Source organism: Duncaniella sp. B8 (genome assembly GCF_005304985.1).
GTDB lineage: Bacteria > Bacteroidota > Bacteroidia > Bacteroidales > Muribaculaceae > Duncaniella > Duncaniella muris.
Window position 1 is genome coordinate 3,073,939 of sequence record NZ_CP040121.1, and the last position, 25,794, is coordinate 3,099,732.

The following is a 25,794-nucleotide window of genomic DNA, read 5'->3' on the forward strand; positions in this document are numbered from 1 at the left end:
GGCTCTTTCTGAGTCGTGCAGATTGACAATAACTTAATCAAAATACCGGAATCAATGGAACTTAAATCTAAACTCCTGTCTCTCTCCCTGTTACTCGCTGCCGGATTTTCGGCCCAGGCCGAATTCAAGCAGTTTCCTGACGGAAGCCCGGTGCCGGCGTGGTTTAACGACGCGCATCAGCCGGCGCTCAACTCTCTCGGAAAGCAATATGTGGTGACCGAACATGGTGTGGTCAATGACAGCACCGTCATCCAGACCGAACGTATTCAGGCTGTCATTGATCTCGCAGCTCAGAATGGTGGAGGTGTGGTTGTGATCCCTGAAGGCACTTTCCTCAGTGGCTCGCTCTTTTTCAAGCCGTCTACCCATCTGCATCTTCTCAAAGGCGGCAAACTGAAGGGCAGCGATGCTATAACCCACTATGAGATCGTCAAGACCCGTCTCGAAGGCCAGACTCTCGATTATTTTGCTGCTCTTATCAATGCCGACAACTGCAATGGCTTTACCATCAGTGGCGAAGGCACTATCGACGGCAACGGCCATCGTTTCTATGATGAATTCTGGCTTCGCCGCAAGGTCAACAAAAAGTGTACCAACCTGGAGGCTCTTCGTCCGCGTATGGTCTATATTTCCAACTCCAAAGATGTGACCGTAGGCGGTGTGCGCATGGTCAACTCCGGTTTCTGGACCAACCACCTTTACAACTGCGAACGTGTGAAATATCTCGGCGTGACCATCCTTGCTCCGACCGACGGTTATCCAAAAGGCCCCAGCACCGATGCGATTGACATGGATGTCTGCAACGACGTCTTGATCAGCCAGTGCTACATGAACGTCAATGACGACGGTGTATGTCTCAAAGGCGGCAAAGGCACTTATGTCGACACTATTCCCGGCAACGGACCTGTTACCAATGTGATCATCGACCGCTGTACTTTTGGCAAAACAAATGCCGGCGTGACCTTCGGTAGCGAGGCCTGGGACTGCTCCAATGTCATAATGAAAGACTGTAAGTTTGAAGACACCTACCATGTGCTTCTTTTCAAGATGCGTCCCGACACCCCGCAGCAGTATCGCAATGTGCTGATCGACGGAGCCACCGGCCGTGTGCGCACAGCTCTTGAAGTCCAGACCTGGCGCCAGTTCTTCAACAAGGTTGAGCGCGATCCGATGCCTGAGTCAGGTGTAGACAATGTGGTGTTCCGCAACGGACATCTCGAATGCACCCGTGATTTCTACCGTCAGGGGCAAGGTGACTTCTACACCCTCAAGAACTTCATCTTCCGCGACATCTGGGCTACCGATCCCGCAGGCGGTGCATTCGACACCAACGGCATTCAGGACTGCATAATTCAGAACGTCACCATCAATGATGTGAAAAGATAAACCGTTCTGATAACAAATAAAAAGCAAACAGGCTGTGCGAGTGTGCTGCACAGCCTGTTTGCTTTTTATAAGGAGCTAAAATGTTATTCCACATTCTGGCGGACGCGGGCGAGGTAGGCTTTCATGGCTTCGCTGTCGTGGCGCTTGATGATGTCAAGAAGTTCAGCCATCTGCGACTGGATTTTCATCAGCTGCTCCGGGGTGTTGGGGTTGAAGAGTATCTCGCTGACAAGGTAATCGTCTTCCGACATGAGACCGCGGGCTATCTGCATGTGGCGTTTGAAGGTTGTGCCCGGCGCTTCCTGATGCTTCATCACTCCGGCAAATGCCAGTGTGGCGGCAAAGGGTATGGAGAGCGAATAGGCTATGGTTTCGTCATGCTCCTTGAATGTATATTCTACGATGTTCAGGTGCAGTCGCGAATATATGTCGCGGAAGAAGATCTTGCCGAGGTGGTCTCCTTCGCTGATGATGATGGCATTTTCGTTGCTCAGATTGCTGAGTGAGGCGAATGTCGGGCCGAACATCGGGTGGGTGCTGACATAAGGGTGTCCGCATCCGGCGTAGAACTCAGGCAGGCCTGTCTTGACTGAGGCTATATCGCTGATTATGCACGATTTTGAAAGGTAGGGGAGCACGGCCTTGAAGGCATCAAGGGTGTACTTCACGGTGGAAGCGTTGATAACGAGCTGCGGGTCGAATTCCCTGACTTCTTCAAGCTCTTTGAAGCGCTGGGCGTTGAATGTGAAGCGCAGGCGTTTGGGGTCTGGATCATAGACGGCTACATCATGATCGAATGAAAGCAGGTCGCAAAAGAAACTGCCCATTTTCCCGGCTCCGAGAATCAGAATTTTCATTATCTTGTGAGGAGGCTTCAAAAGAGTTTCTTATTTGTTGATTTCTACCTGAAGACGTACAGATTCCTCGTGGATGGCCGAAAGGATCGAGCGCATGAATTCTTCTCCGATGCCCATTGATTTGGCTGCAAGGATTCGGGTGCTCATCACATCGCCGTAACGATTGGGCTGGACCACAGGCATGTTGTGGTCACGTTTGTAAGTGCCGATCTCGCGGGAGATGTTCATTCGCTTGGCGAGTACTTCAAGCAGTTCGTTGTCGAGCTGGTCGATCTGACGGCGCAGTTGCACGAGGCTTTCTGCGGGAGCCGGAGCATCGCGGTAGACGAGGTTGTCGAGAATCACACTGAGCACTTCAGGTGTGATCTGTTGGTTCTTGTCACTCCAGGCACAGTCGGGGTTGCAGTGACTCTCGATGATCAGGCCGTCAAAGCCCATGTCGAGCGCCTGCTGAGAGAGTGAGGCGATAAGTTCGCGCTTGCCTCCGATGTGACTCGGATCACAGATGATGGGGATCTGCGGATAGCGGATGCGGAGTTCGAGAGGAATGCGCCACTGGGGATGGTTGCGGTAGATGTGTTCGCCATATGTAGAGAATCCGCGGTGGATCACACCGAGGCGGGTGATGCCTGCGTTGTAAAGGCGTTCAAGTGCGCCGATCCATAGCTCAAGATCCGGATTGACAGGATTTTTTACAAGCACTGGAATGTCACGGCCGCTTTCGCGGAGCACATCGGCGATCTCCTGCATTGCAAACGGGTTGGCCGATGTGCGGGCTCCGATCCAGAGAAGGTCCAGGTCATATTCAAGCGCGGCTTCGACATGGCTGCGGTTTGCAACCTCAGTCGAGATCTTCATGCCGGTTTCCTTGCGGACTTTATTGAGCCATGCGAGTCCGGGGACGCCTACACCCTCGAATCCGCCGGGCTTGGTTCGGGGTTTCCAGATGCCGGCTCGGTAGATTTTCACTCCTTTGCGTGCAAGCTGGGTGGCTGTTTCGAGCACTTGTTCTTCTGTTTCGGCGCTGCAGGGGCCTGAGATTATAATGGGTTTTGAGAGTTCTACTCCGTCAATTGCGAGCGGTTGAATATTTTCCATGACTGTTGTTGTGTATAGAGGTGTGTGGGTTAGTATATTATCTTATTTCTGGCTGTCGAGCGCGAGAATTCGCTGCAGGGCTTCCTTCATTCGGTCTTCTGTGGCGCAGAGCGAGATGCGTATATAGCGTTCGCCGTTTGATCCGAAGATAAATCCGGGAGTGAGGAATACTTTAGCCTCTTTGAGCAGACGGTCGGCAAGAGTTTCTGATGTCACATCCGGATCGTTGATGCGTCCCCAAAGGAAGAGGCCTTTCTGCGATGGGTCGAATGAACATCCGAGGGCAGTCATGAGCTCCTCGGCTACTTTGCGGCGAGAACCGTAGAGGGCATTGACTTCGTCATACCAGCTTTGGTCTGCTTCAAGAGCCTTGGCGGCGGCAAGCATGAGCGGCTTGAACTGTCCGGAGTCTATGTTGCTCTTGACTTTCAGTATCCAGGAAATGAATGTGGGGTTTGAAGCTGCCATGCCCACACGCCAGCCAGGCATGTTGTGGCTCTTGCTGAGCGAATTCATTTCAATAGCTATCTCCTTGGCTCCCGGCACCTGAAGAATGCTCATCGGATGATCGTTGAGGATGAATGAGTAGGGGTTGTCATTCACTATCACTATGCCGTGTTTCTTGCCGAAAGCAATGGCTTTCTCAAACGTCTCCATTCTGGCTGCTGCGCCTGTCGGCATGTGGGGATAGTTGAGCCACATGAGTTTTATGCGATCAAGAGGAAGCTTCTCAAGAACCTCGAAATCGGGCTGCCATCCGCTTTCCTCTTTGAGATCATAACTGAAGATTTCGGCTCCCACAAGGCGGCTGATAGAAGAATAGGTAGGATAGCCGGGGTTGGGAACGAGCACTCCGTCGCCAGGATTCAGAAAGGCAAGTGAGATATGAGTCACAGCTTCTTTAGATCCGATCAGCGGCTGAATCTCTGATTTGGGATCAAGTTCGACACCATACCACTTTCTGTACCATCCCGCAAAAGCCTGGCGGAGTTCCGGCAGGCCTACGTGTGGCTGATAGCCGTGATTGTCGGGGGCTTGCAATGCAGCTGCCATAGTGTCGATCACATCTTTGTGAGGCGGACGGTCTGGGCCTCCGATGCCGAGCGAGATGACATCGTGTCCGGCGGCTTTCATTGCGGCCACTTCCTTGAGTTTGGTTGAGAAGTAATATTCCTTTATGTTTTCAACTCTTTGAGAGGGGCGGATTTCCATCGTAATCTAAATTTATTGAGAGATCAGCCGGCGCAGTTTCCCAGAGTCGGCTTTGAACTGAATTATAGTCTGTCGGATTAATGTGTCATTTGGGCTTCGGCATATTCTCCGAGCACTTTAAGATCTTTGATCAGAGGCCTGACGGCTTCCATTGCCTGATGATAGCGCACGAGGCTGTCAAAAGTGAAATCAACATAGAACCGGTATTCCCACTCGCGGCCTATTATAGGCATCGACTGTATTTTGGAGAGATTGATATCGAAAAACGAGAGTATGGTCAAAATTTTCGACAGCGCTCCTTGTGTGTGGGGGTGGTGAATACGATCGAGGCTTTGTTGATGTCTCTTTCCGCAGGTCCGTATTCTGCTGCGAGCAGCGGATCTGCCAGAATAAGGAATCGGGTGAAGTTGCGTTTGTTGGTCTCGATCCCTTTTTCAAGTATGTTGAGTCCGTAGAGATTGGCGGCATATTCTCCACAGACCGCTGCGTGGCCTGTCAGATTTCCTTCGGCTATCTCTTTGGCGCTTCCGGCTGTGTCAAGGCGCTCTACGATTTTGAGGTTGGGATGGCGGCGAAGAAACTGTTCGCATTGCATGAGAGCCATAGGGTGGGAGTTGACCTCCGACAATTCGTCAATAGTCTGTCCGGGAAGAGAGGCTATCACGTGTGATATTCGGAGTTTCAGCTCTCCGATGATCGAGAGATTGCTCTGACGCAGCAGTTCGTGGTTCTGCAGGAGGCTGCCGGCTATTGTGTTTTCAATCGCCATTATTCCGAAGAGTGACGCATCGTTGGCCAGAGTCTCGAACATGGCCGGAAACGTTTCGCATGCCACTGTCTGTATTTCTTCTCCGTTGAAGTAGAGGTGTGCGGCGGCATCGTGATAGCAGCCGGCTACTCCCTGGATCGTGACCTTTTTCATTGTCGGTTATGATAATTAAAAAATCCCGTTTTCACATTGGAGAACGGGATCGTTATTCGATATTATAAAAATTAGTCTGATGCAAAAAATCACATATGCAAATCCCGTTCTTATTTTTTGTCAAAATAAAAATAATAAAAATAGGAGTATGCGTAAAATCGCTTCATGTCTGATTCTGAAAAATTATTTTTGAAATCTTTGTCACAAAAATAGGCATTCTTAGAGGAACTGCCAAATAAAATTTAATAAAATTAGTGTGCAGAGCTGTAAAAATGTTATATTTTTGCTGTTTTTTCAAGAAAATAGCAATATTTTGCTCTGTCAGACAGCAAATTCAACTATTTCGCCACTGTCGAGATAGTAAAGATAGGCACGGAGATTCTGATATCCGAGTTCCGCGAGCAGACGGGCGTATTCTATCAGCTGCCGGCGATATTTGCCTGCCGGCTGCGATCCGCTTTTGAAATCGATGATGTCGATATGGCCGTCGGCGGTCCACACCACGCGGTCAGGGCGTCGTGATTCTGACGGAGATAGAACCACAGGTCGCTCTATCAGCAGCCGCGTGTAGCCGTCGAACCATCGGGCCGCCCGCGGATCCTTTACCCTGCTCTCTATGATCGCGTGGATTTCCTCAATATCCGTCTCTGTCAGTTCTTTTGCTTTTTTTGAATGGCGCAGATTATTGACTGCCACCGGTACATCTGCCACCGTGCGTATTGCAGCCATTGTGTCATGAAGCATTATGCCGCGGTCGCGGGCATCTTCGATATTGTAATATTTCTCTTCGAGATGCGTATTGTCCCAGAACGAACGGTGTGACTTGGAGTCGTAGCAATCCACTTCAAGCAGTCTTGATGGAGTGAGAGACGTTTTCTCCGCATGTTCTTCTGTCGATTTGACCGATGGCTGGCCGAGAGTGATCAGGCTGTCGGCCAGCGAGAATGACGTGAATGGCGATTGCGAGAGATCGTGAATGCCATTGATCTGTTCGAGACCCCGGCAGAAGGTTGGATCGCACATTGTCAAGGCATTGTAGATGTCAGGACCTATGCTTGCACCCTTTGCTTCTGGTGAAGTTATGCCTATATGCAACTCATCGACGGCTCTTGTGAAAGCCACATACAGAAGATTGACAGTGTCAAGTTTTGCCTGGGCTGTCACTTCAGCGTACCTGTCGGCAAAGACAGTCCCCTCCATTGACGATGACAGTTTCAGCGGAATCATCGGCGGAATGCAGTCGGTCGGAACGCCCGGAATTTCATCAATCTCGAACCAGGCGAGTTCCGAATGTGACCCGCTGTTCATCTGGGCGAATGGAATGTGCACGCAGGGATATTCCAGACCTTTGGATTTGTGGATGGTCAGGATGTTGAGCGCGCTGTCGTCCTTGGCTCCGGCTACAGCCGATTTGTGGCCTGATTCGTCCCACCACCTCAGGAATGCTCGTATGTCACCCTGCCCGCGCCCCACGAATTCAGTGACCAGATCCTGAAATGCGGTGAGGTAGAGATTTTCATCACGGCGGCTTTTTTCGGGAACGAAATTGACAATGATGTTCTCGACCAGGGATACGAGGTCGATTGAAGTCGGGTTCTGACCGGTTGATCCGGACTCTTTCTTAGGGTCAGCCATTTCGCTGACGGTATTTCCCTCTGCACGTAAAGCGAGATCGAGAGCGGAGGCCGGGGTCATGGCGCTGTCGGTGCGCAGTGATTCGTAACGGTTGATGAGGTTGGCTATCTCGCGTTGGGTCTTTTTGCGCGGACTTGTAGAGAAATCCGTAGATGAAAGAAGACGCAGCCGGCTCAGAATAAGAGACACCGCAGGAGAGTTGCCGATGAGAAGCGAGGAGTCTGACACGATCCTGAACACAGGGAACGACGGATCTGCTTTCCTGACATCCTCAAGATGACCGATCACTGCATTTCCTTCATCCCATCGTCTGACAAGGATAGCAATGTCCCCCGGACGATAGCCCGACATCAGTTGGCGACGCAGTTCCACGGTCAGATTGTCAAGAGCCTCGGTCATCCAGTCTTCTTTCTTCGTGCCGGAATAGACTTTGACTCTGACATAGCCGCGGTGAGAGAGGTGTTTCGGTGAAATCTGCTGGGCTACATTGGAATATATGTCCTCATATCCAAGGTTTTTCACCAAAGCGGAGAAAAAAGTGTTATTGAATCTGATAACATCGGCCGATGATCTCCAGTTGGTATTCTCTTCAATGGTATTTCCGCTGATGACGGTGCGTCCCTGGGCCATTTCTTCGGTGTGGAGATTGTGCAGCAGGGTGGGGTCGCTGTTTCGGAAGCGGTAGATACATTGCTTTTCATCACCGATGACAAGATTGTCGTTATCATAGGCAAGGCTTTCGCTGATCAGTGGCCTGATGTTCTGCCACTGACTGTGGGATGTATCCTGAAATTCATCGATCAGATAATGCTTGAACCACACTCCGACTCTTTCATAGAGAAACGGAGCGTCTTCGTTGCCTATGATCTTTGCAATAAGCGCGTTGGTGTCACTCAGCAGAATAGTTGAGTTTTCTTGCCGGAATTTGTCAAGATATGCTGTAAGAGTCGAAAGCATACCCAGCTGATAGAGATTCGCGGCTATGATTTTCAGCGGTCTGACATTTTTTGCGCAGAATGACATTGATGCCACGGCATTGCTTATCAGCCCGTCGAGTTCCGGTGTGCGTAGCGGCGATGTCTTGCCTTTCTTGACGTATGCCTGCTCTATGTCGTCTTCGACCTTGGCTATCGTAGCGGAAAGAGCCTTGCTGTCATAGCCGTTCTTCTGCCATTTGACAAGGGGCTTGTAGACATTCGTCAAGATTATGTCACGTGATTTTTTGTCATCAATGGCATCTACCGCAGCCTTGCATGCGGCAGCAGTCTGGCGGGTGATTTTGCCTATTATATTATATATGTGGTTCTTGAAATTGTCAAATTTCTTTTCATCGGCAAAATACTCCATCAACCGGCTCTCATTTTCCCGGAAAACGTCATCAGTGATGTCGTTGATGAATGAAATAAGATCACGGTGAATATATGAACTGCGGTTGAATATGTTGAACGTGCGCCCGTCCTCGATCAGATGAGTCATGTAGCTGGAAAGCCAGTTGATGAGATAATTCGTGCGGGCAGTCTGTTCTCCGTGGTTGAGGTCTTGGAGCAGTTTGTCAACACTCATTCCTATCACACCCTTGTCATCAAGCTCAAGTTCGTAGTTGCCTGACACTTCAGCTTCGCGTGCGAATGACCGCAATATGAGCTGGAAGAAGGAGTCGATGGTCGAGACGCTGAAGAAGTTGAAATCGTAGAGCAGGCCGCGCAATGCAGTGGCGGCTGCGGCTTTCAGGTCTTCGGATGTGCAGCGGAATGCAGCACACAGATCAGCTTCATAGGGGCTTGTCTTGGTCCAGCCTTTCTCCAGTCCGGCAATGACGGCAAGTTCATGGATGATTCGGATTTTCATTTCCTCTGTGGCCTTGTTGGTAAACGTGATGGCCAGCACGGATCTGTGTGATCCGCTTGCAGATTTGCGCAGATGGTATCTGCCCGATTCATCTTTTCTGCCGAGAAGCAGTTTGATATATTCACGGGCAAGGGTAAATGTCTTTCCGGAACCGGCCGAAGCCTTGTAGATGTTAATCATTGAAAGGAGGAAACAGGGGGAGGTGCTTGCTGTATATGATGTGGCGCTGGAGGGCTATGGTTTTATCTGACCTTATAGCCCATTTCAGAGAGCAGTTTTTTCAACTCTTCTTTGCGGTCGCCCTGGATGAGAATCTCTCCACAGCGGGCCGATCCGCCGGTTGAGAGGCGCGATTTCAGTTGCGACGCAATTTCTTTGAGCCTGTTCTCGTCACATTTGAACCCGACCGCAAGAGTGGCGGTTTTGCCTTTGCGCCCTTTCTTGTCAAGAATTACTTCAATGGTCTCAGGCTCTTTTGCCTGGGTCGGCTTTTCTTCAATAAACTCTTCCCGGTCTATCTCGCCTGATGCGATTTTCTGGGATAACAGATCTTTCCAGTCCAAATTCAGAGGCGTTTAAAAAAGATTATGTTTAATGCTTTCGCCGGCCAAGGGGGCCGGCGAGGCTGTCATAGGATATGTTGTTTCAGTGGATATGTCCGCAGTCCTGATTGATGGAATCGACAACGGCCGGATCAGTGACTTTGCCAATTTCAGTGGCCGGAACTTCCCAGTCATGATCCGATGGGATTTCGCGCGGATTGTCCAGCGCATGGACTATGGTAGATAGGGTCATGGCGTATTTTTCCTGCTCTACCGGGAGCGTACGATAGAAATTCTGGGCCGAATCTGCATTCAGTTTGAAAGCCTCCCGATAGCAGCGGGCAGCCAGCTGGATGTCATCAGGATTGTCCGTACGGTCATTGAGCTGCATATAGAGTATTGAAAGCCGGGCATAGTCAGAGGCTTCGATCCCCTCTTTTTCGGCGGAGGTCATGATGCCGTTGCAGATGTCGCGGGTCGCATTCATGTCTTCATCGGCAATAGCTATTTCCGCTGCGGCAAACTGATCGGAAACCGAATGGCCTTTGCCACACGAACTGGTTGACAGCGACAATCCGACAATAGTTACTGCCAGAAGATATTTCAGGTTGTGTGCCATTGTAAAGATTCTGAGTGAGACATTAGGTGGTTGTCATTCATTGCGGCGCTGGAAGAGGTAGCTTACTCCGCCGCTTTCAAGCTGAAGAGAGAAGTCATTGTGTGAAATTATTTTCCGAGCCACTCGTGTCGGAATATCTCCGATCAGAGTGCTGTCTCCGTCAAAGTGAATGGAGCCGGGGGTGAGTTCTATGATCAGAGAGTCATTGGCCACATCCCAGTTGCCGTCCACGCTGTATGTGAGCACACCCGGTTTCATCGCGGTGACTGTGCATGTAGCATCCTTGCGCAGTTGCATCACGGGTTCAGTCTGTGACAACTCAGGGTTGTAATATGTGCCGATAATCTGACGGGCTTCCTTGCTCAGATGGCTGCAGGATGCCACAGCTAAGCTTCCAAGGAGAAGAAGAGAGATACGGAAATTTTTCATTCGGGTTGATTGTTATGTCAGATGCAGCCGACGATTTCGTTTATGTCATTGATCCCATGACGGATGCAGTAGTCTTCCATGAAATCAATGACTTTCATTGTGACTGCTGGGTCTATAAAGTTGGCTGTGCCGATTTCAACAGCAGTGGCTCCGGCAAGCATGAATTCGATGGCGTCACGGCCATTCATGATGCCTCCGAGGCCGATCACCGGGATGCTGACTGCTTTGGCCACCTGCCAGACCATACGCACTGCCACCGGACGTACCGCAGGGCCAGAAAGACCGCCGGTGACTGTTGAAAGGTGAGGCTTACGACGCTCTACGTCAATCGACATGCCCATAAGGGTGTTGATGAGCGAGACCGAGTCGGCTCCTTCGGCTTCAACAGCTTTGGCGATGTCGGCTATGGATGTTACATTGGGCGAAAGCTTTACAATGAGTGTCTTGTCAGGGTAAGCCTGACGCACGGCGCGGGTTACTTCTGCCGCGCCGTTTGTGGTAGTGCCGAAAGCCATTCCACCTTCCTTCACGTTCGGACACGAAATGTTGACTTCAATGGCGCTTACATCATCGAGGCCGTGAAGCCTGCGGGCTGTCTCTGCATAGTCATCGACATTTGCGCCGGAGACGTTGACAATCAGTTTTGATCCGAGACTGCAGATGCGCGGGTAGATATGTTCGATGAAATAGTCCACACCTTTGTTCTGCAGCCCTACCGCGTTGAGCATACCTGACGGAGTTTCGACCATGCGTGGATAGTCATTGCCTTCACGATGGTTGAGGGTAGTACCTTTTATTATATATGCACCGAGGCGGTTGATGTCTATGAACGGAGTGAATTCTTCGCCATAGCCGAAAGTGCCTGATGCGGTCATCACCGGGTTTGAAAGCTGGAGCTTTCCTATGTTGACTGATAGATTTGCCATTTTTATTGATTCCAGGTAAGGGATTCGATATTGAACACAGGGCCCTCGGTGCAGACGCACACATTGCCTTTGACTGTTTTCTCTACACAGCACAGGCAGGCGCCGAGACCGCATGCCATCATGTTTTCAAGTGAGACTTCGCAGTTTGTGCCGTTTTTATAGGCTATGGACGCTATGGCTTTCATCATCGGCGCCGGTCCACAGCAATAATAATGCTCATAGCTTTCGCTTAGCGTGGGGTGTGTGGTGACGAGGCCTTTTATGCCTTCCGATCCGTCTTCGGTGCAGATGTGTACAGGGCCGATGCTGCGGAATTCGTCAAGTGACAGCAGGTCGCCTGCCGAACGCGCACCCAAGAGAAATTCCGGATGGTGGCCTTTGGCCTTGAGCTCGCGTCCGAGATAGAGCAGGGGTGCGACACCGACGCCGCCACCTATGAGGAGTAGCCGTGATCCGGCTTTACATTCGGTGGTAAACCCGTTGCCGAGCGGAAGCAGAATGTTAAGTTTTTCTCCGGCGTTCATGCCGATAAGGGCGGCTGTGCCACGTCCGGCATTTCTGACAAGCAGGGTCAGAGTGTTTGACTCACGGTCTACGTCGTTGATCGATATCGGACGGCGCAGAAACACATCCGGGGCTTCGACTGCTACCTGCACGAATTGTCCCGGCAGAATGACTGGCAGAATGGCTCCGTCAGCCGGCGATAATATCAGCTTGGAATAACTGCTGTTTATGCTGATATTCTCGATGATTATGAAATCCTTTACTTGTTTCACGATAATGAGGTTAGGATTAGGAAGGTTTATTCCATCTCCACAAAATTACAACTTTTTGCTAAAAGATCAAACCGAATCATCTTAAAATCTGCGTATGTCTCCGCAGCCGTATGTCTCTGCATCTATCCCGCGGGTTTCGGATAAATTTAAATAAGTCTAAATTCGAGGTTGCAGCCACAGGATAATGGCTGATTTTTACTAATTTTGTGCTAAAATTAGTTCCAAACCATGAAAACTTGTGCTGATGGAGCACAATGAACTTATAATGAAAAAAGTAACAATCTCAGTTCTGTTATTGCTGCTGGCATCAGGACATTCTTTAGTTTCCGCTCAGGCTCCGGCTTTTCCGGGCGCTGAAGGTCATGGCCGTTATACAACCGGAGGCCGTGGCGGAAAAGTCATTCATGTGACCAATCTTACAGACGATGCCAACAATCCGGCTGAAGGTTCGCTCCGATGGGCTTTGAATCAAAGCGGGACAAAGACTATAGTGTTTGACGTAAGTGGTTATATTGATCTTGCAGCGGATCTTAAAATTTCCAAAAATACTACTATTGCAGGCCAGACTGCTCCGGAGGGTGGTATCACTTTGCGATATTACACTCTACGGATGAGTGGCGACAATATCATTGTCCGTTTCATTCGCTCGCGTCGTTCGCAGGTCAGAGATACAAATGACGGAGCTGATGCCATATGGGAACGTAACAGGAAAAATCTGCTGCTTGACCATTGCTCGTTTTCATGGAGCATTGACGAAATCGCTTCGTTCTATGATAACCGTGATTTTACCATGCAGTGGTGTGCTCTTGGTGAAGGACTCGCAAACCCCGGACATACAAAGGGCGCTCATAGCTATGGTGGCATATGGGGCGGAAAGAATGCGTCGTTCCATCATAATTTTATAGCGCATGTGCAGAATAGAGCGCCGCGTTTCAATGGTTCACGCTATGGATGGACCGGATATGATACAAGCAAGTATTCTTCAGCTGTTGATGCCGAACGCGTGGATTTCAGGAATTGCCTCATGTATAACTGGGGTACCGGTACGGCATGTTATGGAGGCCCCGGTGGCGGTTATATAAATATGGTGAACAATTATTATAAGGCCGGACCTGGCACCAAAAACAAAACCACTGTCACTCAGGTGTCGGTTGCAACATCCGGAAATGCCGATTCGAAGCACCCTGAGCTTTATGGCCTTTCATCGCGCTACTATGTGAGCGGGAATTATATGGCTGCGGCATCTTCCCCGGAAAATTATGACTGGTCCGGGGTTAAATATGACAGCGGCCTGAAAATGATCGGTGAAGATCGCTATATCCCTGATGCCGGTCATCAGTTCGGAGAAAACGTGACATATGTCAGCATTTCAGGTGTTGATTGTGTGAAGCTTAAGCTCGACGAGCAGGTTGATCCGGGAGAAGTCACCACCCACTCGGCTGTGGACGCATATGAAAAGGTTATGGCTTATTCCGGATCGAGTCTTTATCGTGATGCTGTCGATGCCCGTTATATGGAAGAAACCCGCACCGGGACTGTGACTTATTATGGTGATGTGGCCTATGTAAAGGATGACAAAAAATATCCTACTTCAAATACTAAAGGTATTCTTGATTTTATAAATGATCCGGATGGCGAAGCCAATCCTAAGACAGCAAGTTTCCCGGAGTTGCCGGAGAATGTGCGTCCGGCCGGATTTGACACCGATGGCGACGGCATGCCTGATGACTGGGAAATTGCCAACGGCCTTGATCCTGATGATGCTTCTGACGGTGCGAAATATACGCTGGATACTGAAAAGGGATGGTACACCAATCTTGAAGTATATCTGAACTCGCTCGTTGAGAAAATCATGAAAGCCGGCAATGAGGGCGCTGTCGATGCGGTTGATGAATATTATCCTGCATGTAAAGGCGTTGATTCCGGGATTGAAGATGTGTTTGTAGGGTCGGAAATCGAAAGTATTGAGTATTATGACCTGCGCGGTGTGCACCTTCTGGTGCCCGCCGACGGGTTGAATATCCGCCGTATCCGTTACAGTAATGGCAAGGTGGTTACAGATAAAGTGATTAAGCGCTAATCAGAATTTAAAAGAAACAGAATGGATATGAAAAAGGCTACAGTTGTATTTGCTGCCTGTCTTATGTCATCGCTTGTCGGATGGAGCAAGGCTCCGGAAATTCCGCGTGACACATCTTTTACGGCATATTCCACCAATAAAAAAATCCGGAAATACCATCCGGAGGCAGTCCTTGCCCTGCCTGAATTGCCAGCCGGCGTCAGGGAGTATCGCGATGTGGTTTATTCGACCCTCCCGAAGACTCCTTACGGCCGCCGTGATCTCCATGTGGATATTTTCCGTCCGGATGATGAAAAGATTTATCCGGCTCTGCTGATGATCCACGGTGGTGGATGGAATTCCGGTGACAAGAGTTTGCAGGTGCCTATGGCGCAGCAGATTGCTAAAAACGGCTATGTGACAATACCCGTGGAGTACCGGCTGATTCCGGAAGCTGTCTATCCCGCAGGCTTGCATGATGTTAAGACGGCAATACGTTGGGTAAGGGCTCATGCGGCGGAATACGGTATTGATCCTGATTGCATTGCGGTGTCTGGGTGTTCGGCCGGTGCGCAGCTTGCCACTCTTGCCGGTGTGACCAACGGCTCCAGGCGTCATGAGGGGAAAGGACAGTGGCGTAAAACTTCAAGCGATGTGCAGGCTGTTATCAGCATGGACGGCATCGCGACTTTTGTCTCGGAGTCTAATATTGCGGATGCGGAAGAGCGCCTTCAGAAGAAGGGGGAACTGCCTGTGAACGCAAAATGGCTCGGAGGACTCTATAAAGATTCTCCAGAAAATTGGAAAGAGGCTTCGGCCTTGTTGTGGATTACTCCCAAGTCGGCTCCCGTCTGCTTTATTAACAGTGGTCTCCCACGGTATAGCGATGGCCGTGATGAGCTGGTGGCTGTATATGATTCTATTGGTATTTATACCGAACGACATCGCATACCTGTTGATGTTCACACTTTCTGGTTTTTCCATCCCTGGTTCGAGACCACTGTTGAACGGGCAGTCGGATTTCTTGACCGTGTGTTCAAGGGCGAAAAGGTTGCGCCAAGATTTAAGCTGACTGATCATGGAGTAGCCAACGATAGCACCGTAGTGCAGACGGCTGCGATCCAGCGTGTGATCGATAAGGCTGAGACTATGGGTGGTGGAGAGATCATCGTGCCTCCGGGGACATTTCTCAGCGGCGCTCTATTTTTCAAACCGGGCACTACTTTGCGTCTGGAGGAAGGCGCGGTGATCAAAGGGTCGGACAATATAGAGGATTATCCGCTTATTCCATCTCGAATGGAGGGTCGCAGCATCTATTATCATGCGGCGCTTATCAATGCCTACCATGTCGACGGTTTTGAAATAAACGGCCCCGGCACAATCAATGGCAACGGTTATAAATTCTGGGTGCAGTTCTGGGATAATCTTGAACGGGCCCGTGAGGAAAACCGCAGCTGGACCAACCTTGAAGTGCGCCGCCCGCGCCTTGTTTTTCTGTGGGGGTGCGACAACGCCCGGCTTAGCGGTGTGCGTATGATTAACTCGGCATTCTGGACTTCGCATTTTTATCTGTGTAATGATCTGATCGTGGAGAATTGCGAGGTGCAGGCGCCGCGTGAGCCTGTCAGAGCTCCGAGCAGCGATGCGATAGATCTTGACGGTTGTCACAGAGTGATCGTTAGGGGCTGTTATCTCAATTGCGATGACGATGGCGTATGTCTGAAGGGCGGCAAGGGCGTTTTTGCCCATAAGTCTCATGAAAATGACAGCGTGACCGATGTTCTGGTCGAGGGTTGTGTCTTTGGCCCGAATCTCCACGGTACTCTGACTCTTGGAAGCGAGTGTGTTCATGCGAATAATGTGGTTTTGCGCAACTGTCGTCTTGACAACGACTGTTCGCTGCTGCGTCTGAAGATGCGCCCGGACACATATCAGGTATATGAAAATATCAGAATTGAAAATGTTACCGGCCGCTGTGGTTCGGTTGTGGAGGTGCTTCCGTGGAAGCAGTTTTTCTCGCTGGAAGGCACGGATGAGAAGCCTGTGGGGCTGATACGCAATATTTCGATCAAAAATGTCGACCTGAAATGCAACGGTCTTGGAGTTATTGCGGCTAATCCTGATGACAAGGTTGAAAATTTCGAATTTGAGAACGTGACTGTAAAGGCTGAATCGGATATTTTCCGCTGCAATTATCCGGATGTGAAACTCAAGAATGTGACTGTCAACGGCAAGCGGCCGGTGATCATGACCGCTGATGAAGAAATGAAAGACAAGCTGAATTTCGATGCTGTGGATCTCGACAAAAATAATGAGAAGTAAGAAGTGATTCTTGCTTGATTCATATTTGCAGGAGCGGGGAATTTTATGTAACTTTGCGCCGTGATTGACATAGCGCAACATATAGAATTCCTGCTCCTGCATCATGACTGCGTGGTCGTGCCGGGGCTTGGCGCGTTCATCGTTAATGATGAGGGCGCGCGCTATGACTCGCGGCGCCACGTGTTTATGCCGCCTTCGCGCACCGTCGGGTTTAATCCGGAAGTGCGCCACAATGATGCGATGCTCATAGGGAGTATTTCGCGGCGCAATGGGATTTCCCTGTCAGCAGCCAGGATGGATCTCGAAACTGAAGTGGCCTCTCTTCATCATCAGCTTGATGTGGCCGGGGAGTTTCCTTTGGGTGGATTAGGAATGCTTATGCGCGGGGCGAGTCCCGAATATCCCGTCTTTGAGCCTGCGGCAGATTCGTTGCCTCTCAGAATGTGTAAAAGTTTTGCGTCTGTGGATTGCTGTCCTCTGGTTTCAGATGACTCCACAGAAGATGGTGGGGCTTGCGCCCGTCAGAGAATTGTGGCAATACCCGCCCCGCTTAAAATAGTTGCGTCTTTTATTGTTGTTATGGTGGCGCTTGGGATACTCTATTCCACCACCGGTCTTATAAACGGACCAAAGGTAAACTCGGCTTCGCTTGACACCGGACTGAGCTCGCGCATTGAGCAGTCGGCTCCGGTTTTTGAGGTAGCTGCTGATGAGGATGTGTCCCGCGAAATAGTGCTCAATATCGCAATGCCGGCAGAGCAGCCTGATATGGCTCAGTCTGACTGTGCGGCAGAGCAGACGGAAGAAGCGCCGCAGCGCTATCTGCTTGTTGTCGGCTCGTTCCCCACATTGGCATCAGCCAACCGCCACATATATTATGTGGGTGATACATCCCTGCGTGTGATCGAGATGGCCGGGAATTACCGCATCTATGTCGCATCGGCTCCGACTATAGAAGAGGCCCGTCGGCTTTCGGCTTACATATCCAAGACTTATCCGTCAGTGTGGGTGTGTCGCCGATAGTAACTGATTTTAAATCCCCTCTTACATTATTATATATTATTCAATCCATGAACTTCAATCAAATGCTCGTGGAGCGTCGCAGCATACGCCGCTACACCACAGAAAAAATAGATCCCGAACAAGTAAAACTCATTCTGGAAGCAGGCTTGCTGTCTCCCACATCGAAATCTGCGCGCGCCTGGCACTTTGTTGTTGTGGAAGAGCCTGACATGCTTGAGCGTCTCGCCCAGTGCAAGCCGATGGGTGCGGCTCCGATATCCAAATGTCCGCTTGCTGTTGTGGTCGCGGTTGACAGTACAGCTACCGAACCGTGGGTTGAGGATGGTTCCGTAGCTGCTTCTTATATGCAGCTGCAGGCACAGGCGCTCGGCCTTGGTTCATGCTGGATTCAGGTGCATGGGCGCTTTACGGCTGACGGAACCCCTTCAGAAGAGTATGTTCAGGAGCTGCTTGGCATTCCCGAAACATGTCCGGTAGTTTGTGTGCTGACATTCGGGCATAAAGACGAGGTTCGCAAACCTCAGGATCTTGAAAAACTGAAATGGGAGAATGTGCACATCGGTAAATTCTGATGCCTCCGCTCCGTTGCGCATAGTTGTTATAGGGGCCGGGAATGTGGCCTCGCATCTCGCACCGACTATTGAAAGTTCAGGGGTCGGAGCGGTGGTGCAGGTCTATAGTCGTAAATTGCAGTCGGCGCGTGAGTTGACACGCAAATTGCAAAATGCTCAAGCAATTGATTCAGAAGCAGCTATCTGTGATGATGCTGAGGTCTATCTTGTCAGTCTCGTGGATGATGCCATAGGTCCGCTTGTCAGCCGTATGCCGAAAAGGGGCAATGCTCTGTGGCTTCACACTTCCGGCTCGGTCGGAATGGAGGTCTTGGCGCCAATGTCGGAACGTTATGGCGTGTTCTATCCGTTGCAGACGTTTTCCAAAGGTGTGGAGGTCGATGTTTCGAAAGTGCCTCTGTTTATAGAGGGATGCACTTCCGGCGTTGAAGAAGAGATCCGTAGGTTTGCCACGCCGGTGTTTTCGCATATTTACCATGCCGACAGTCATACTCGACGGATGATGCACATCTCGGCTGTGTTTGCCTGCAACTTTACGAACTATCTGTGGACCATCGCCTCGGAATTGCTTAAAAAAGAAGACTTGCCCTTTGAGGTTTTGCATCCGCTGCTTGAAGAGACTCTAAAAAAAGCATTCGCTGTATCTCCTGAAAAGGGGCAGACCGGCCCGGCTGTCAGGGGCGACTTGGCTATAGTCAACAAGCATCTATCTGTTCTTGATGGTCAGTCAAAAGAAATCTACAGTCTGCTGAGCGAAGCCATAATCTCCCATCACCACAGCTTCGGTAAATAAGAGCCGGTTCGACAATAACTGTTAACGTCTGGGCTGCAGATTTTTCAGCAGATTGTGCACTGCTGAATCAGGATTGTACTTGATGTACACGACTGATTCAAAGCGTGCAAGAAGCAAAAAAAAGATGCAATCGAAAGCTAACTTTCTTTCCCGGCCTTTGCATTTGTTGTCGACCCGGCTCTAAGTGCTGGCCCGCACTTGTGGACATTGGGTATAATGTGACATATAAATCGAGCAGGAGGCAAACACTAATCATCAGGTGTTTACCTCCTGCTCGATTACGGGAGATTTTGAATTTCCCGGATTCCGAAATGCAATTCTCTGAAAGAGTTACAGACCGACTACATTGATTATATGCTCCTCCATGCCATCGGAATGGGAACTGACGGAATGCGAGAGTTTGAAAACCGCTACATGGACAACGGTATCCTTGATTTTCTACTCAAGGAGCGTGAAGCCGGACGCATCCGCAATCTTGAATTTTCGTATCATGGTGACATAAAGGTATTTGATTACCTGCTGTCGCGCCATGACGAATATAAATGGGATTTTGTGCAGATTCAGCTCAACTATCTCGACTGGCATCATGCCAAGGAAATCAATCCGCGCAATACCGATGCGGAATATCTCTATGGCGAACTGGAGAAGCGTGGCATTCCGGCCATAATCATGGAACCGCTTCTCGGCGGCCGTCTGTCGAATCTTCATGACCATGTGGTGAGCCGTCTGAAACAGGCTGAGTCTGAACGGAGCGTGGCTTCATGGGCCTTCCGCTTTGCCGGAACATGGCCCGGAGTGCTGACTGTGTTGAGCGGAATGACCTATATGGAGCATCTCGAAGACAATCTGCGCTCTTTCTGCCCGCTGAAGCCACAGACAGAGGAAGAAAATAAATTTCTTTTGACACGGCAGACCTGATGATGCAGTATCCGACAATTCTTATATATAATTATGTCCTCTTATATATAATAAGGTGGTAAAAATATCCTCCGCAGACGGATTATTTTGAATTTTTCAGCATGTCATTGACCACATCGATCTGTCGCTGGAGTTTTTCCATTTCCTCTCGGAGTGCGTCTCTTGATAGCATTTGTGATTTCTTGGCTTCGTTTTTAGCAGTTACTTCCTGAAGCGAGCTCACCACGAGAGCGACCACGATGTTCAGAATGACATAGGACGCTATCAGCACATAAGTCACAAAGTAGACCCATGCTGCAGGATAAATATCCATAACCGGACGTGCTATGCCCATCGACCAGCTTTCCAGAGTCATGATCTGGAAGAGAGAATACATGGAGCGCCATACGTTGCCGAACCAGTCAGGGAACTCATTGCCAAAGAAAGTCGAGCCTAAAAGTGCATAAGTGTACATGATAATGACAAACAATATGGTGGTCCATAGCATGCCGGGAATCGCATTGAAGATGGCTTCGACAATAAGTTTAAGTTTGTCGGCCGAACGGACCACACGGAGGATGTTGAGCTGGCGGAACACACGGAATATTCTGAACACACGGAAGGAGGAGAATGTGCCTAACTGTGCGGCAGATGACAGCACGACTATTATTGTGTCAAACCAGTTCCAGTAGCGGTTGCGTCCTGTGAAGAAGCGACCTTTTTCGAGCGAGAGCCTGATCATAAGCTCGACAATAAAGATCAGTATGCTCAGGTCGCAGAACGATTCGAGTTCCGGCCCGATGCGGTCGGCGATAGAAATGTCGGTAAGCAGTCCAAATGCAAGAGCATTGAGAACGATAAGCAGATTGCAGAAGGTGTAGAATTTCCGTGTGACCTTTACAACAGCCTTGCGCGTCGAGAAGGCAGGTGAGATAATGGAGAATGAAGCCATGATCTATAGGCGGTTAGAGTTTTTAGAGAGTCAGGATAATTGGTTTAATGATGCAAAGTTACGCAAAATCGTCGTAATGGACGAAAAATATAAAAATTGACAAGCCGTTGTTATTTATAGCAAAAGTTTTGGAAAATGATGAAATATGTGTAACTTTGTAGCGAAAAAGAAATTTAATCTTTCATTTTGTCGTGAAAGAAGTGTTATAGATAATAAATTCCAATAATATATTTTCCATATTAGGTATGAATGCACTAAGCGTAATTGACGATCTGAAGCGTCGTTTCCCCAATGAGCCGGAATACATCCAGGCAGTGGAAGAGGTATTGACCTCGATTGAAGATGTCTATAATGAAAATCCTGAATTCGAACGCTACAATCTTATTGAGCGCCTTTGCATTCCTGATCGTATTTTCGCATTCCGCGTATCATGGGTCGATGACAAGGGCAAGGTTCACAATAACATGGGCTATCGCGTTCAGCACAACAATGCGATCGGTCCTTACAAAGGAGGCATCCGTTTCCACTCTTCGGTCAACCTCTCGATTCTCAAATTCCTTGCATTCGAACAGACTTTCAAAAACTCTCTGACCACTCTCGCTATGGGTGGTGCCAAAGGCGGCAGCGATTTTTCGCCCCGTGGCAAGAGCGACATGGAAGTGATGCGCTTCTGCCAGGCTTTCATCCAGGAACTGTGGCGTCAGATCGGTCCTGACACTGATGTGCCCGCCGGTGATATCGGTGTTGGCGGACGTGAGGTAGGCTATATGTTCGGCGAATATAAGAAGATGGCCCGCGAGTTCACCGGTACTTTCACCGGCAAGGGCTATGAATTCGGTGGTTCGCTCATCCGCCCGGAAGCTACAGGCTATGGTAACGTCTACTTCCTCCTTGAGATGCTCAAGACCCGTGGCCTCAGCATCGAAGGCAAGCGCGTGGCAATCTCCGGTTCCGGCAATGTAGCCACTTATACAGCTGAAAAACTTCTCTCGCTCGGAGCCAAAGTGGTTTCAATGAGTGATAGCGATGGCTCAATCTACGTGCCCGACGGCCTCTCTCAGGAACAGCTTGACTATATCTTCAAACTCAAGAATATCTATCGCGGACGAATCCGCGAGTTTGCCGAGGAATACGAATGCCAGTATTTTGAAGGCGAACGCCCTTGGCAGCACGTGGCCTGCGACATCGCCATGCCTTCTGCCACTCAGAACGAAATTGACGGTGACGATGCCCACGCTCTCATCGCAAACGGCTGTATCGCTGTCAGCGAAGGTGCAAACATGCCCTCCACCCCCGATGCGATCCGTGAATTCCAGAAAGCCCGCATCCTCTATGCTCCCGGCAAGGCTGCAAACGCAGGCGGTGTATCTGTTTCAGGACTCGAAATGGCCCAGAACTCACAGAAACTCTCATGGAGCGCCGAAGAAGTCGACCGCAAACTTCAGGATATCATGACCGAAATCCACAAGCAGTGTGTGAAATATGGCACTGAGGAAGACGGCTACATCAACTATGTCCGTGGTGCCAACGTGGCCGGTTTCATGAAAGTGGCTCGTGCTATGATGGCTCAGGGTGTGCTCTAAGAGGGTGTTTCATAACAACTGTTAAGCCACAAGAAGCAGACATAAAAACGATTTCAGCCCCTCTGCCCGCAATCCGGGCAGGGGGATTTTTGATTTTCACTGGCTGATTATTTGCCGGATAGAATAAATTTTTGTTATTTTGCGTTGAATTTCCGGAGGCATGGCAGCCTCGATCGTGTTTTGTGCTGAATGTGCTGGCTATCAGCTGATTTTCAACTTAAACACTCATATCTTAATAATAGGTAACAACACATAAATAGATTTTAATTGTGGAAAAGGATTCAAAGATTTATGTAGCAGGCCATCGCGGCATGGTAGGTTCGGCTATTGTCCGTGAGCTGAAACGTCAGGGATACAACAATATCATCACACGTACGCACTCGCAGCTCGACCTGATCAACCAGCAGGCCGTCAATAAATTTTTTGCGGCTGAAAAGCCTGACTATGTGTTTCTTGCAGCCGCTAAAGTCGGTGGCATAGAAGCCAATCAGTCTGCGCTCGCTGATTTTATGTATGACAATATGATGCTGGAGATGAACGTGATCCACGCAGCCTGGCGCAATGGTGTCAAGAAACTCGAATTCCTTGGATCATCGTGCATCTATCCCCGTCTTGCTCCGCAGCCTATGCCCGAAAGCTGCCTGCTGACATCTTCGCTCGAACAGACCAACGAGGCTTATGCACTTGCCAAGATTTCCGGTCTCAAATATTGCGAATATCTCAACCGCCAGTACGGAACTGACTATATCTCTGTCATGCCTACCAACCTCTACGGGCCCAATGACAACTATCATCCTACCCATTCACACGTGCTCCCGGCTTTGATCCGCCGTTTCCATGAGGCAAAAGAGGCCGGTTTGGAAGAGGTAGTGTGCTGGGGCGACGGATCGCCGTTGCGCGAGTTCCTTTATGTAGATGATCTTGCCAACCTGTGTGTGTTCCTGATGAACAACTATTCTGGCAACGAGACCGTCAATGCCGGCAGTGGCAAGGAGCTGTCAATAAAAGAACTGTCGGAGCTGGTTGCAAAGACCGTGGGCTATACCGGCCGCATTGTCTGGGACACCACAAAACCCAATGGTACTCCGCGTAAGCTGCTTGATGTGTCGAAAGCCGCCGCTCTTGGCTGGACTTATTCAACTGAGCTGCCTGACGGCATCCGTCTCGCTTACGAGGACTTCCTCTCGAATCCGATGCGTGCAGAACGTTAAATTTTTGTCAGACAACCTATAAAACAACAATTGTGAATCAGCCGCGGCTGATTCACGATTGTTGTTTTAGGGAAATACGTTGTTGCCAGCCGATTTAGGCTGACTTTGTAGCCGAAGAGAGGGTCAATAATTTTCAGCTCTCACCTCGAAGTAGCTCTGCTGGTGGAAGCAGACAGGGCAGACTTCCGGAGCTTCGGTACCGATGCAGATGTGTCCGCAGTTTCGGCATTCCCAGACTGTCACACCGCTCTTGCGGAATACTTCGTGAGCCTCTACGTTTTCCAGCAGTTTGCGGTAACGCTCCTCATGGGTCTTCTCTATGGCTGCCACTCCGCGGAACTGTTTTGCAAGATCATGAAATCCTTCGGCATCGGCATCTTTTGCAAAACGGTCATACATGTCGGTCCATTCATAGTTTTCACCCTCGGCTGCATGCTGCAGGTTTACGGCCGTGTCCTGACTGACACCGCCGAGAGCCTTGCACCACAGTTTGGCGTGTTCTTTCTCGTTGGCTGCAGTATGTTCGAAAATCGCGGCGATCTGCTCGAATCCGTTTTTGCGTGCAACTGAAGCGAAGTAGGTGTACTTGTTGCGTGCCATGCTTTCGCCGGCGAAAGCTTCCTGAAGATTCTTCTCAGTCTTTGTGCCGGAATACGGGTTTGTAGGATTGTCAGCCACATTGTCGGTGATGGTGACTTTCTCAAAGTCAGATGCCGGATGCTTGCAGATCGGACAGATAAAATCAGCCGGAATCTCGTCACCGACATATTCGTAGCCGCAGACCTTGCATCGCCAAACCGTATGGGCCGATCCGGCAGCTGACGGCTGTGCGGGCTGTGGTTTAATGTGCTCCTGATAATAATTATATGTGGCTGATGCCACATCGTCAAGCACCGCCATTTCGGTCACTTCGCCTATGAACATCATGTGGGTGCCGAGATCAATCTTTTGCGCGACTTTCACGCTGAAATATGAGTTGGTGCCGCATGTCACCGCCAAAGTGCCATTGTCAAGGCGCTTTACGTCGGCGAAATCTTTAAACTTGTCTACCTCGCGGCCCGACTTGAAGCCGAAACGCTCAAACAGACTGAAATCTGCGTTTTCGCTGATTACAGACACAGTGAAAGCTCCGGCCTTTTCAATCATCTCGCATGTCAGGGAGCTTTTGTTGAGACACACAGAAGCCTGGGCCGGTGTGCATGTCACTTGCTCAAAAGTATTGGAGATGCAACCGTTGTCTCGTCCGTCAGCATTCACGGTGACGATATAGAGACCATAAGGAATCTTAAACAAAGGATTTTCCATAGTTATAGAAATTTTCAAAAATAGGAAATCGCGTTAAGCGTTTCTGAATTTATAACATGCCCGCTCCTATGTTTGTTTGCTCCGCTTCTCGGATAACTTTCATATTGACCTCCTCCCTGTAAGTCAGCATGAGTTTGAATATAAAAAGAGGGCTGTATCGGGATAGAACGCCGATACAGTCCTTGGCTATTTGGATTGGAGAAGTGTATAAAGCTCGTATGATCAATAGTTTTCGGCTTTGCGCTCAAAGTAGCCTTGCTCTTTGCCGCATACCGGACAGCGTTTGGGCGCCGATTTGCCTTTGTGGACATAACCGCAGTGCATACACTGCCATTCTTCCTCTTCTTCGCCTGAAAATTCCTGACCGTTGGTGAGGCGTTCGAGAAGGCGGAGATAGCGCTGTTCGTGTTCGATTTCGACTTTAGCCACCATCTTGAAGAGAGCTGCGATGTCCTTGAAGCCTTCTTCTTCAGCTGTAGAGGCAAATGAAGAGTAGAGGTCGCTCCATTCCTCGCGTTCGCCGGCAGCAGCCTCGCGGAGGTTGGTCATTGTGTCGGCCACCATGCCCGCGGGATAACCGGCATTGATTGTCACCACACCGCCTTCAAGGCGTGAGAAGAATAGCTCGGCATGGCTGAGTTCCTGCTCGGCAGTGATCAGGAAGATGCGGGCAATCTGTTCGTAGCCTTCTTCACGGGCTTTCTTTGCGAAAAGTGTGTAGCGTGAACGGGCCTGGCTTTCACCGGCGAATGACGCGAGAAGGTTGTGTTCGGTCTTTGTACCTTTTATAGATTTTTTATCCATAGATCTGAATATATAAGCGTTAA

General features: G+C 49.8%; 20 protein-coding genes and 3 pseudogenes. 9 read left to right on the forward strand and 14 right to left on the reverse strand.

Annotated elements, in window-relative coordinates:
- The first annotated feature begins 54 nt into the window (after positions 1-54).
- Entirely contained in the window at positions 55-1,386 is a 1,332-nt protein-coding gene (locus FDZ78_RS13225) for a glycoside hydrolase family 28 protein (protein WP_123398604.1), read from the forward strand.
- An 83-nt stretch (positions 1,387-1,469) separates the two neighbouring features.
- Here FDZ78_RS13225 and FDZ78_RS13230 read toward each other — a convergent pair whose 3' ends face one another.
- The 10 genes and pseudogenes from FDZ78_RS13230 to FDZ78_RS13275 form a co-directional block, all read right to left on the reverse strand.
- On the reverse strand, positions 1,470-2,243 hold the full coding sequence (locus FDZ78_RS13230; RefSeq protein ID WP_107031885.1) for a prephenate dehydrogenase/arogenate dehydrogenase family protein: 774 nt from the start codon (positions 2,241-2,243) through the stop codon (positions 1,470-1,472).
- Positions 2,244-2,273: 30 nt separating this feature from the next.
- Positions 2,274-3,341 (reverse strand): bifunctional 3-deoxy-7-phosphoheptulonate synthase/chorismate mutase type II, encoded by a 1,068-nt coding sequence (locus FDZ78_RS13235; protein WP_107031886.1) that lies wholly within the window; start codon positions 3,339-3,341, stop codon positions 2,274-2,276.
- A 42-nt stretch (positions 3,342-3,383) separates the two neighbouring features.
- A complete protein-coding gene (locus tag FDZ78_RS13240) occupies positions 3,384-4,553 on the reverse strand; it encodes a pyridoxal phosphate-dependent aminotransferase (RefSeq protein WP_123398606.1) in 1,170 nt (389 codons plus the stop codon).
- 77 nt (positions 4,554-4,630) lie between these two features.
- Positions 4,631-5,475, reverse strand: a pseudogene (locus FDZ78_RS13245) (prephenate dehydratase).
- A gap of 321 nt (positions 5,476-5,796) precedes the next feature.
- Positions 5,797-9,138, reverse strand: a complete 3,342-nt coding sequence (locus FDZ78_RS13250; RefSeq protein WP_136408751.1) for an exodeoxyribonuclease V subunit beta — start codon at positions 9,136-9,138, stop codon at positions 5,797-5,799.
- A gap of 62 nt (positions 9,139-9,200) precedes the next feature.
- The gene (locus FDZ78_RS13255) at positions 9,201-9,521 is read right to left on the reverse strand and encodes a translation initiation factor (RefSeq protein WP_160631349.1); all 321 of its coding nucleotides are present in this window, start codon (positions 9,519-9,521) and stop codon (positions 9,201-9,203) included.
- Between the two features lie 82 nt (positions 9,522-9,603).
- Positions 9,604-10,119 (reverse strand): hypothetical protein, encoded by a 516-nt coding sequence (locus FDZ78_RS13260; RefSeq protein WP_107031891.1) that lies wholly within the window; start codon positions 10,117-10,119, stop codon positions 9,604-9,606.
- Positions 10,120-10,152: 33 nt separating this feature from the next.
- Positions 10,153-10,548, reverse strand: coding sequence for a hypothetical protein (locus FDZ78_RS13265; protein WP_107031892.1), 396 nt, complete (start codon positions 10,546-10,548; stop codon positions 10,153-10,155).
- A gap of 17 nt (positions 10,549-10,565) precedes the next feature.
- Complete coding sequence (locus tag FDZ78_RS13270) at positions 10,566-11,474, reverse strand: dihydroorotate dehydrogenase (protein WP_107031893.1); 909 nt, start codon at positions 11,472-11,474, stop codon at positions 10,566-10,568.
- 2 nt (positions 11,475-11,476) lie between these two features.
- Positions 11,477-12,250, reverse strand: coding sequence for a dihydroorotate dehydrogenase electron transfer subunit (locus FDZ78_RS13275; protein WP_136408752.1), 774 nt, complete (start codon positions 12,248-12,250; stop codon positions 11,477-11,479).
- Between the two features lie 265 nt (positions 12,251-12,515).
- On the opposite strand from FDZ78_RS13275, the gene FDZ78_RS13280 reads away from it, so the two are divergent.
- From FDZ78_RS13280 to FDZ78_RS13305, 6 genes and pseudogenes are all read left to right on the forward strand, one after another.
- The gene (locus FDZ78_RS13280; RefSeq protein ID WP_240740288.1) at positions 12,516-14,330 is read left to right on the forward strand and encodes a pectate lyase; all 1,815 of its coding nucleotides are present in this window, start codon (positions 12,516-12,518) and stop codon (positions 14,328-14,330) included.
- A gap of 27 nt (positions 14,331-14,357) precedes the next feature.
- Positions 14,358-16,631 carry a glycosyl hydrolase family 28 protein gene (locus tag FDZ78_RS13285; protein WP_168182083.1) on the forward strand — a complete coding sequence of 758 codons (2,274 nt, stop codon included), beginning with the start codon at positions 14,358-14,360 and terminating at the stop codon, positions 16,629-16,631.
- Between the two features lie 60 nt (positions 16,632-16,691).
- Positions 16,692-17,654, forward strand: a complete 963-nt coding sequence (locus FDZ78_RS13290) for a hypothetical protein (RefSeq protein ID WP_136408754.1) — start codon at positions 16,692-16,694, stop codon at positions 17,652-17,654.
- 47 nt (positions 17,655-17,701) lie between these two features.
- On the forward strand, positions 17,702-18,226 hold the full coding sequence (locus FDZ78_RS13295) for a nitroreductase family protein (protein WP_136408755.1): 525 nt from the start codon (positions 17,702-17,704) through the stop codon (positions 18,224-18,226).
- Positions 18,204-19,019 (forward strand): Rossmann-like and DUF2520 domain-containing protein, encoded by an 816-nt coding sequence (locus tag FDZ78_RS13300; RefSeq protein WP_136408756.1) that lies wholly within the window; start codon positions 18,204-18,206, stop codon positions 19,017-19,019. Before FDZ78_RS13295 ends, FDZ78_RS13300 begins: the two co-directional genes overlap by 23 nt.
- Positions 19,020-19,334: 315 nt before the next feature.
- Positions 19,335-19,957 (forward strand): annotated as a pseudogene (locus tag FDZ78_RS13305) (aldo/keto reductase); the annotation flags it as partial.
- 62 nt (positions 19,958-20,019) lie between these two features.
- Here FDZ78_RS13305 and FDZ78_RS13310 read toward each other — a convergent pair.
- Positions 20,020-20,868 carry an ion transporter gene (locus FDZ78_RS13310; protein WP_107031899.1) on the reverse strand — a complete coding sequence of 283 codons (849 nt, stop codon included), beginning with the start codon at positions 20,866-20,868 and terminating at the stop codon, positions 20,020-20,022.
- A gap of 245 nt (positions 20,869-21,113) precedes the next feature.
- Here FDZ78_RS13310 and FDZ78_RS13315 point away from each other — a divergent pair, with 245 nt between their 5' ends.
- Entirely contained in the window at positions 21,114-22,451 is a 1,338-nt protein-coding gene (locus FDZ78_RS13315) for an NADP-specific glutamate dehydrogenase (protein WP_123398613.1), read from the forward strand.
- A 266-nt stretch (positions 22,452-22,717) separates the two neighbouring features.
- The gene (locus FDZ78_RS13320; RefSeq protein ID WP_123398614.1) at positions 22,718-23,662 is read left to right on the forward strand and encodes a GDP-L-fucose synthase; all 945 of its coding nucleotides are present in this window, start codon (positions 22,718-22,720) and stop codon (positions 23,660-23,662) included.
- 123 nt (positions 23,663-23,785) lie between these two features.
- Here FDZ78_RS13320 and rbr (FDZ78_RS13325) read toward each other — a convergent pair whose 3' ends face one another.
- The 3 genes and pseudogenes from rbr (FDZ78_RS13325) to rbr (FDZ78_RS13330) all read right to left on the reverse strand — a co-directional run bounded on the left by rbr (FDZ78_RS13325) (position 23,786) and on the right by rbr (FDZ78_RS13330) (position 25,771).
- Entirely contained in the window at positions 23,786-24,508 is a 723-nt protein-coding gene (gene rbr / locus FDZ78_RS13325; RefSeq protein ID WP_240740405.1) for a rubrerythrin, read from the reverse strand.
- A 6-nt stretch (positions 24,509-24,514) separates the two neighbouring features.
- Positions 24,515-24,967: pseudogene (locus FDZ78_RS14880) on the reverse strand (flavin reductase family protein); the annotation flags it as partial.
- Positions 24,968-25,189: 222 nt separating this feature from the next.
- Positions 25,190-25,771 (reverse strand): rubrerythrin, encoded by a 582-nt coding sequence (gene rbr / locus FDZ78_RS13330; RefSeq protein ID WP_123398616.1) that lies wholly within the window; start codon positions 25,769-25,771, stop codon positions 25,190-25,192.
- Between the last annotated feature and the right edge of the window lie 23 nt (positions 25,772-25,794).

Coding starts and splice junctions, on each gene's coding strand:
- FDZ78_RS13300 (WP_136408756.1), top strand. CDS start 18,204: ATGTGCACATCGGTAAATTCTGATGCCTCCGCTCCGTTGCGCATAGTT.
- FDZ78_RS13270 (WP_107031893.1), bottom strand. CDS start 11,474: ATGGCAAATCTATCAGTCAACATAGGAAAGCTCCAGCTTTCAAACCCG.
- FDZ78_RS13260 (WP_107031891.1), bottom strand. CDS start 10,119: ATGGCACACAACCTGAAATATCTTCTGGCAGTAACTATTGTCGGATTG.
- FDZ78_RS13265 (WP_107031892.1), bottom strand. CDS start 10,548: ATGAAAAATTTCCGTATCTCTCTTCTTCTCCTTGGAAGCTTAGCTGTG.
- rbr (WP_123398616.1), bottom strand. CDS start 25,771: ATGGATAAAAAATCTATAAAAGGTACAAAGACCGAACACAACCTTCTC.
- FDZ78_RS13225 (WP_123398604.1), top strand. CDS start 55: ATGGAACTTAAATCTAAACTCCTGTCTCTCTCCCTGTTACTCGCTGCC.
- FDZ78_RS13280 (WP_240740288.1), top strand. CDS start 12,516: ATGAAAAAAGTAACAATCTCAGTTCTGTTATTGCTGCTGGCATCAGGA.
- FDZ78_RS13295 (WP_136408755.1), top strand. CDS start 17,702: ATGAACTTCAATCAAATGCTCGTGGAGCGTCGCAGCATACGCCGCTAC.
- FDZ78_RS13235 (WP_107031886.1), bottom strand. CDS start 3,341: ATGGAAAATATTCAACCGCTCGCAATTGACGGAGTAGAACTCTCAAAA.
- FDZ78_RS13285 (WP_168182083.1), top strand. CDS start 14,358: ATGAAAAAGGCTACAGTTGTATTTGCTGCCTGTCTTATGTCATCGCTT.
- FDZ78_RS13315 (WP_123398613.1), top strand. CDS start 21,114: ATGAATGCACTAAGCGTAATTGACGATCTGAAGCGTCGTTTCCCCAAT.
- FDZ78_RS13310 (WP_107031899.1), bottom strand. CDS start 20,868: ATGGCTTCATTCTCCATTATCTCACCTGCCTTCTCGACGCGCAAGGCT.
- FDZ78_RS13240 (WP_123398606.1), bottom strand. CDS start 4,553: ATGGAAATCCGCCCCTCTCAAAGAGTTGAAAACATAAAGGAATATTAC.
- FDZ78_RS13230 (WP_107031885.1), bottom strand. CDS start 2,243: ATGAAAATTCTGATTCTCGGAGCCGGGAAAATGGGCAGTTTCTTTTGC.
- FDZ78_RS13250 (WP_136408751.1), bottom strand. CDS start 9,138: ATGATTAACATCTACAAGGCTTCGGCCGGTTCCGGAAAGACATTTACC.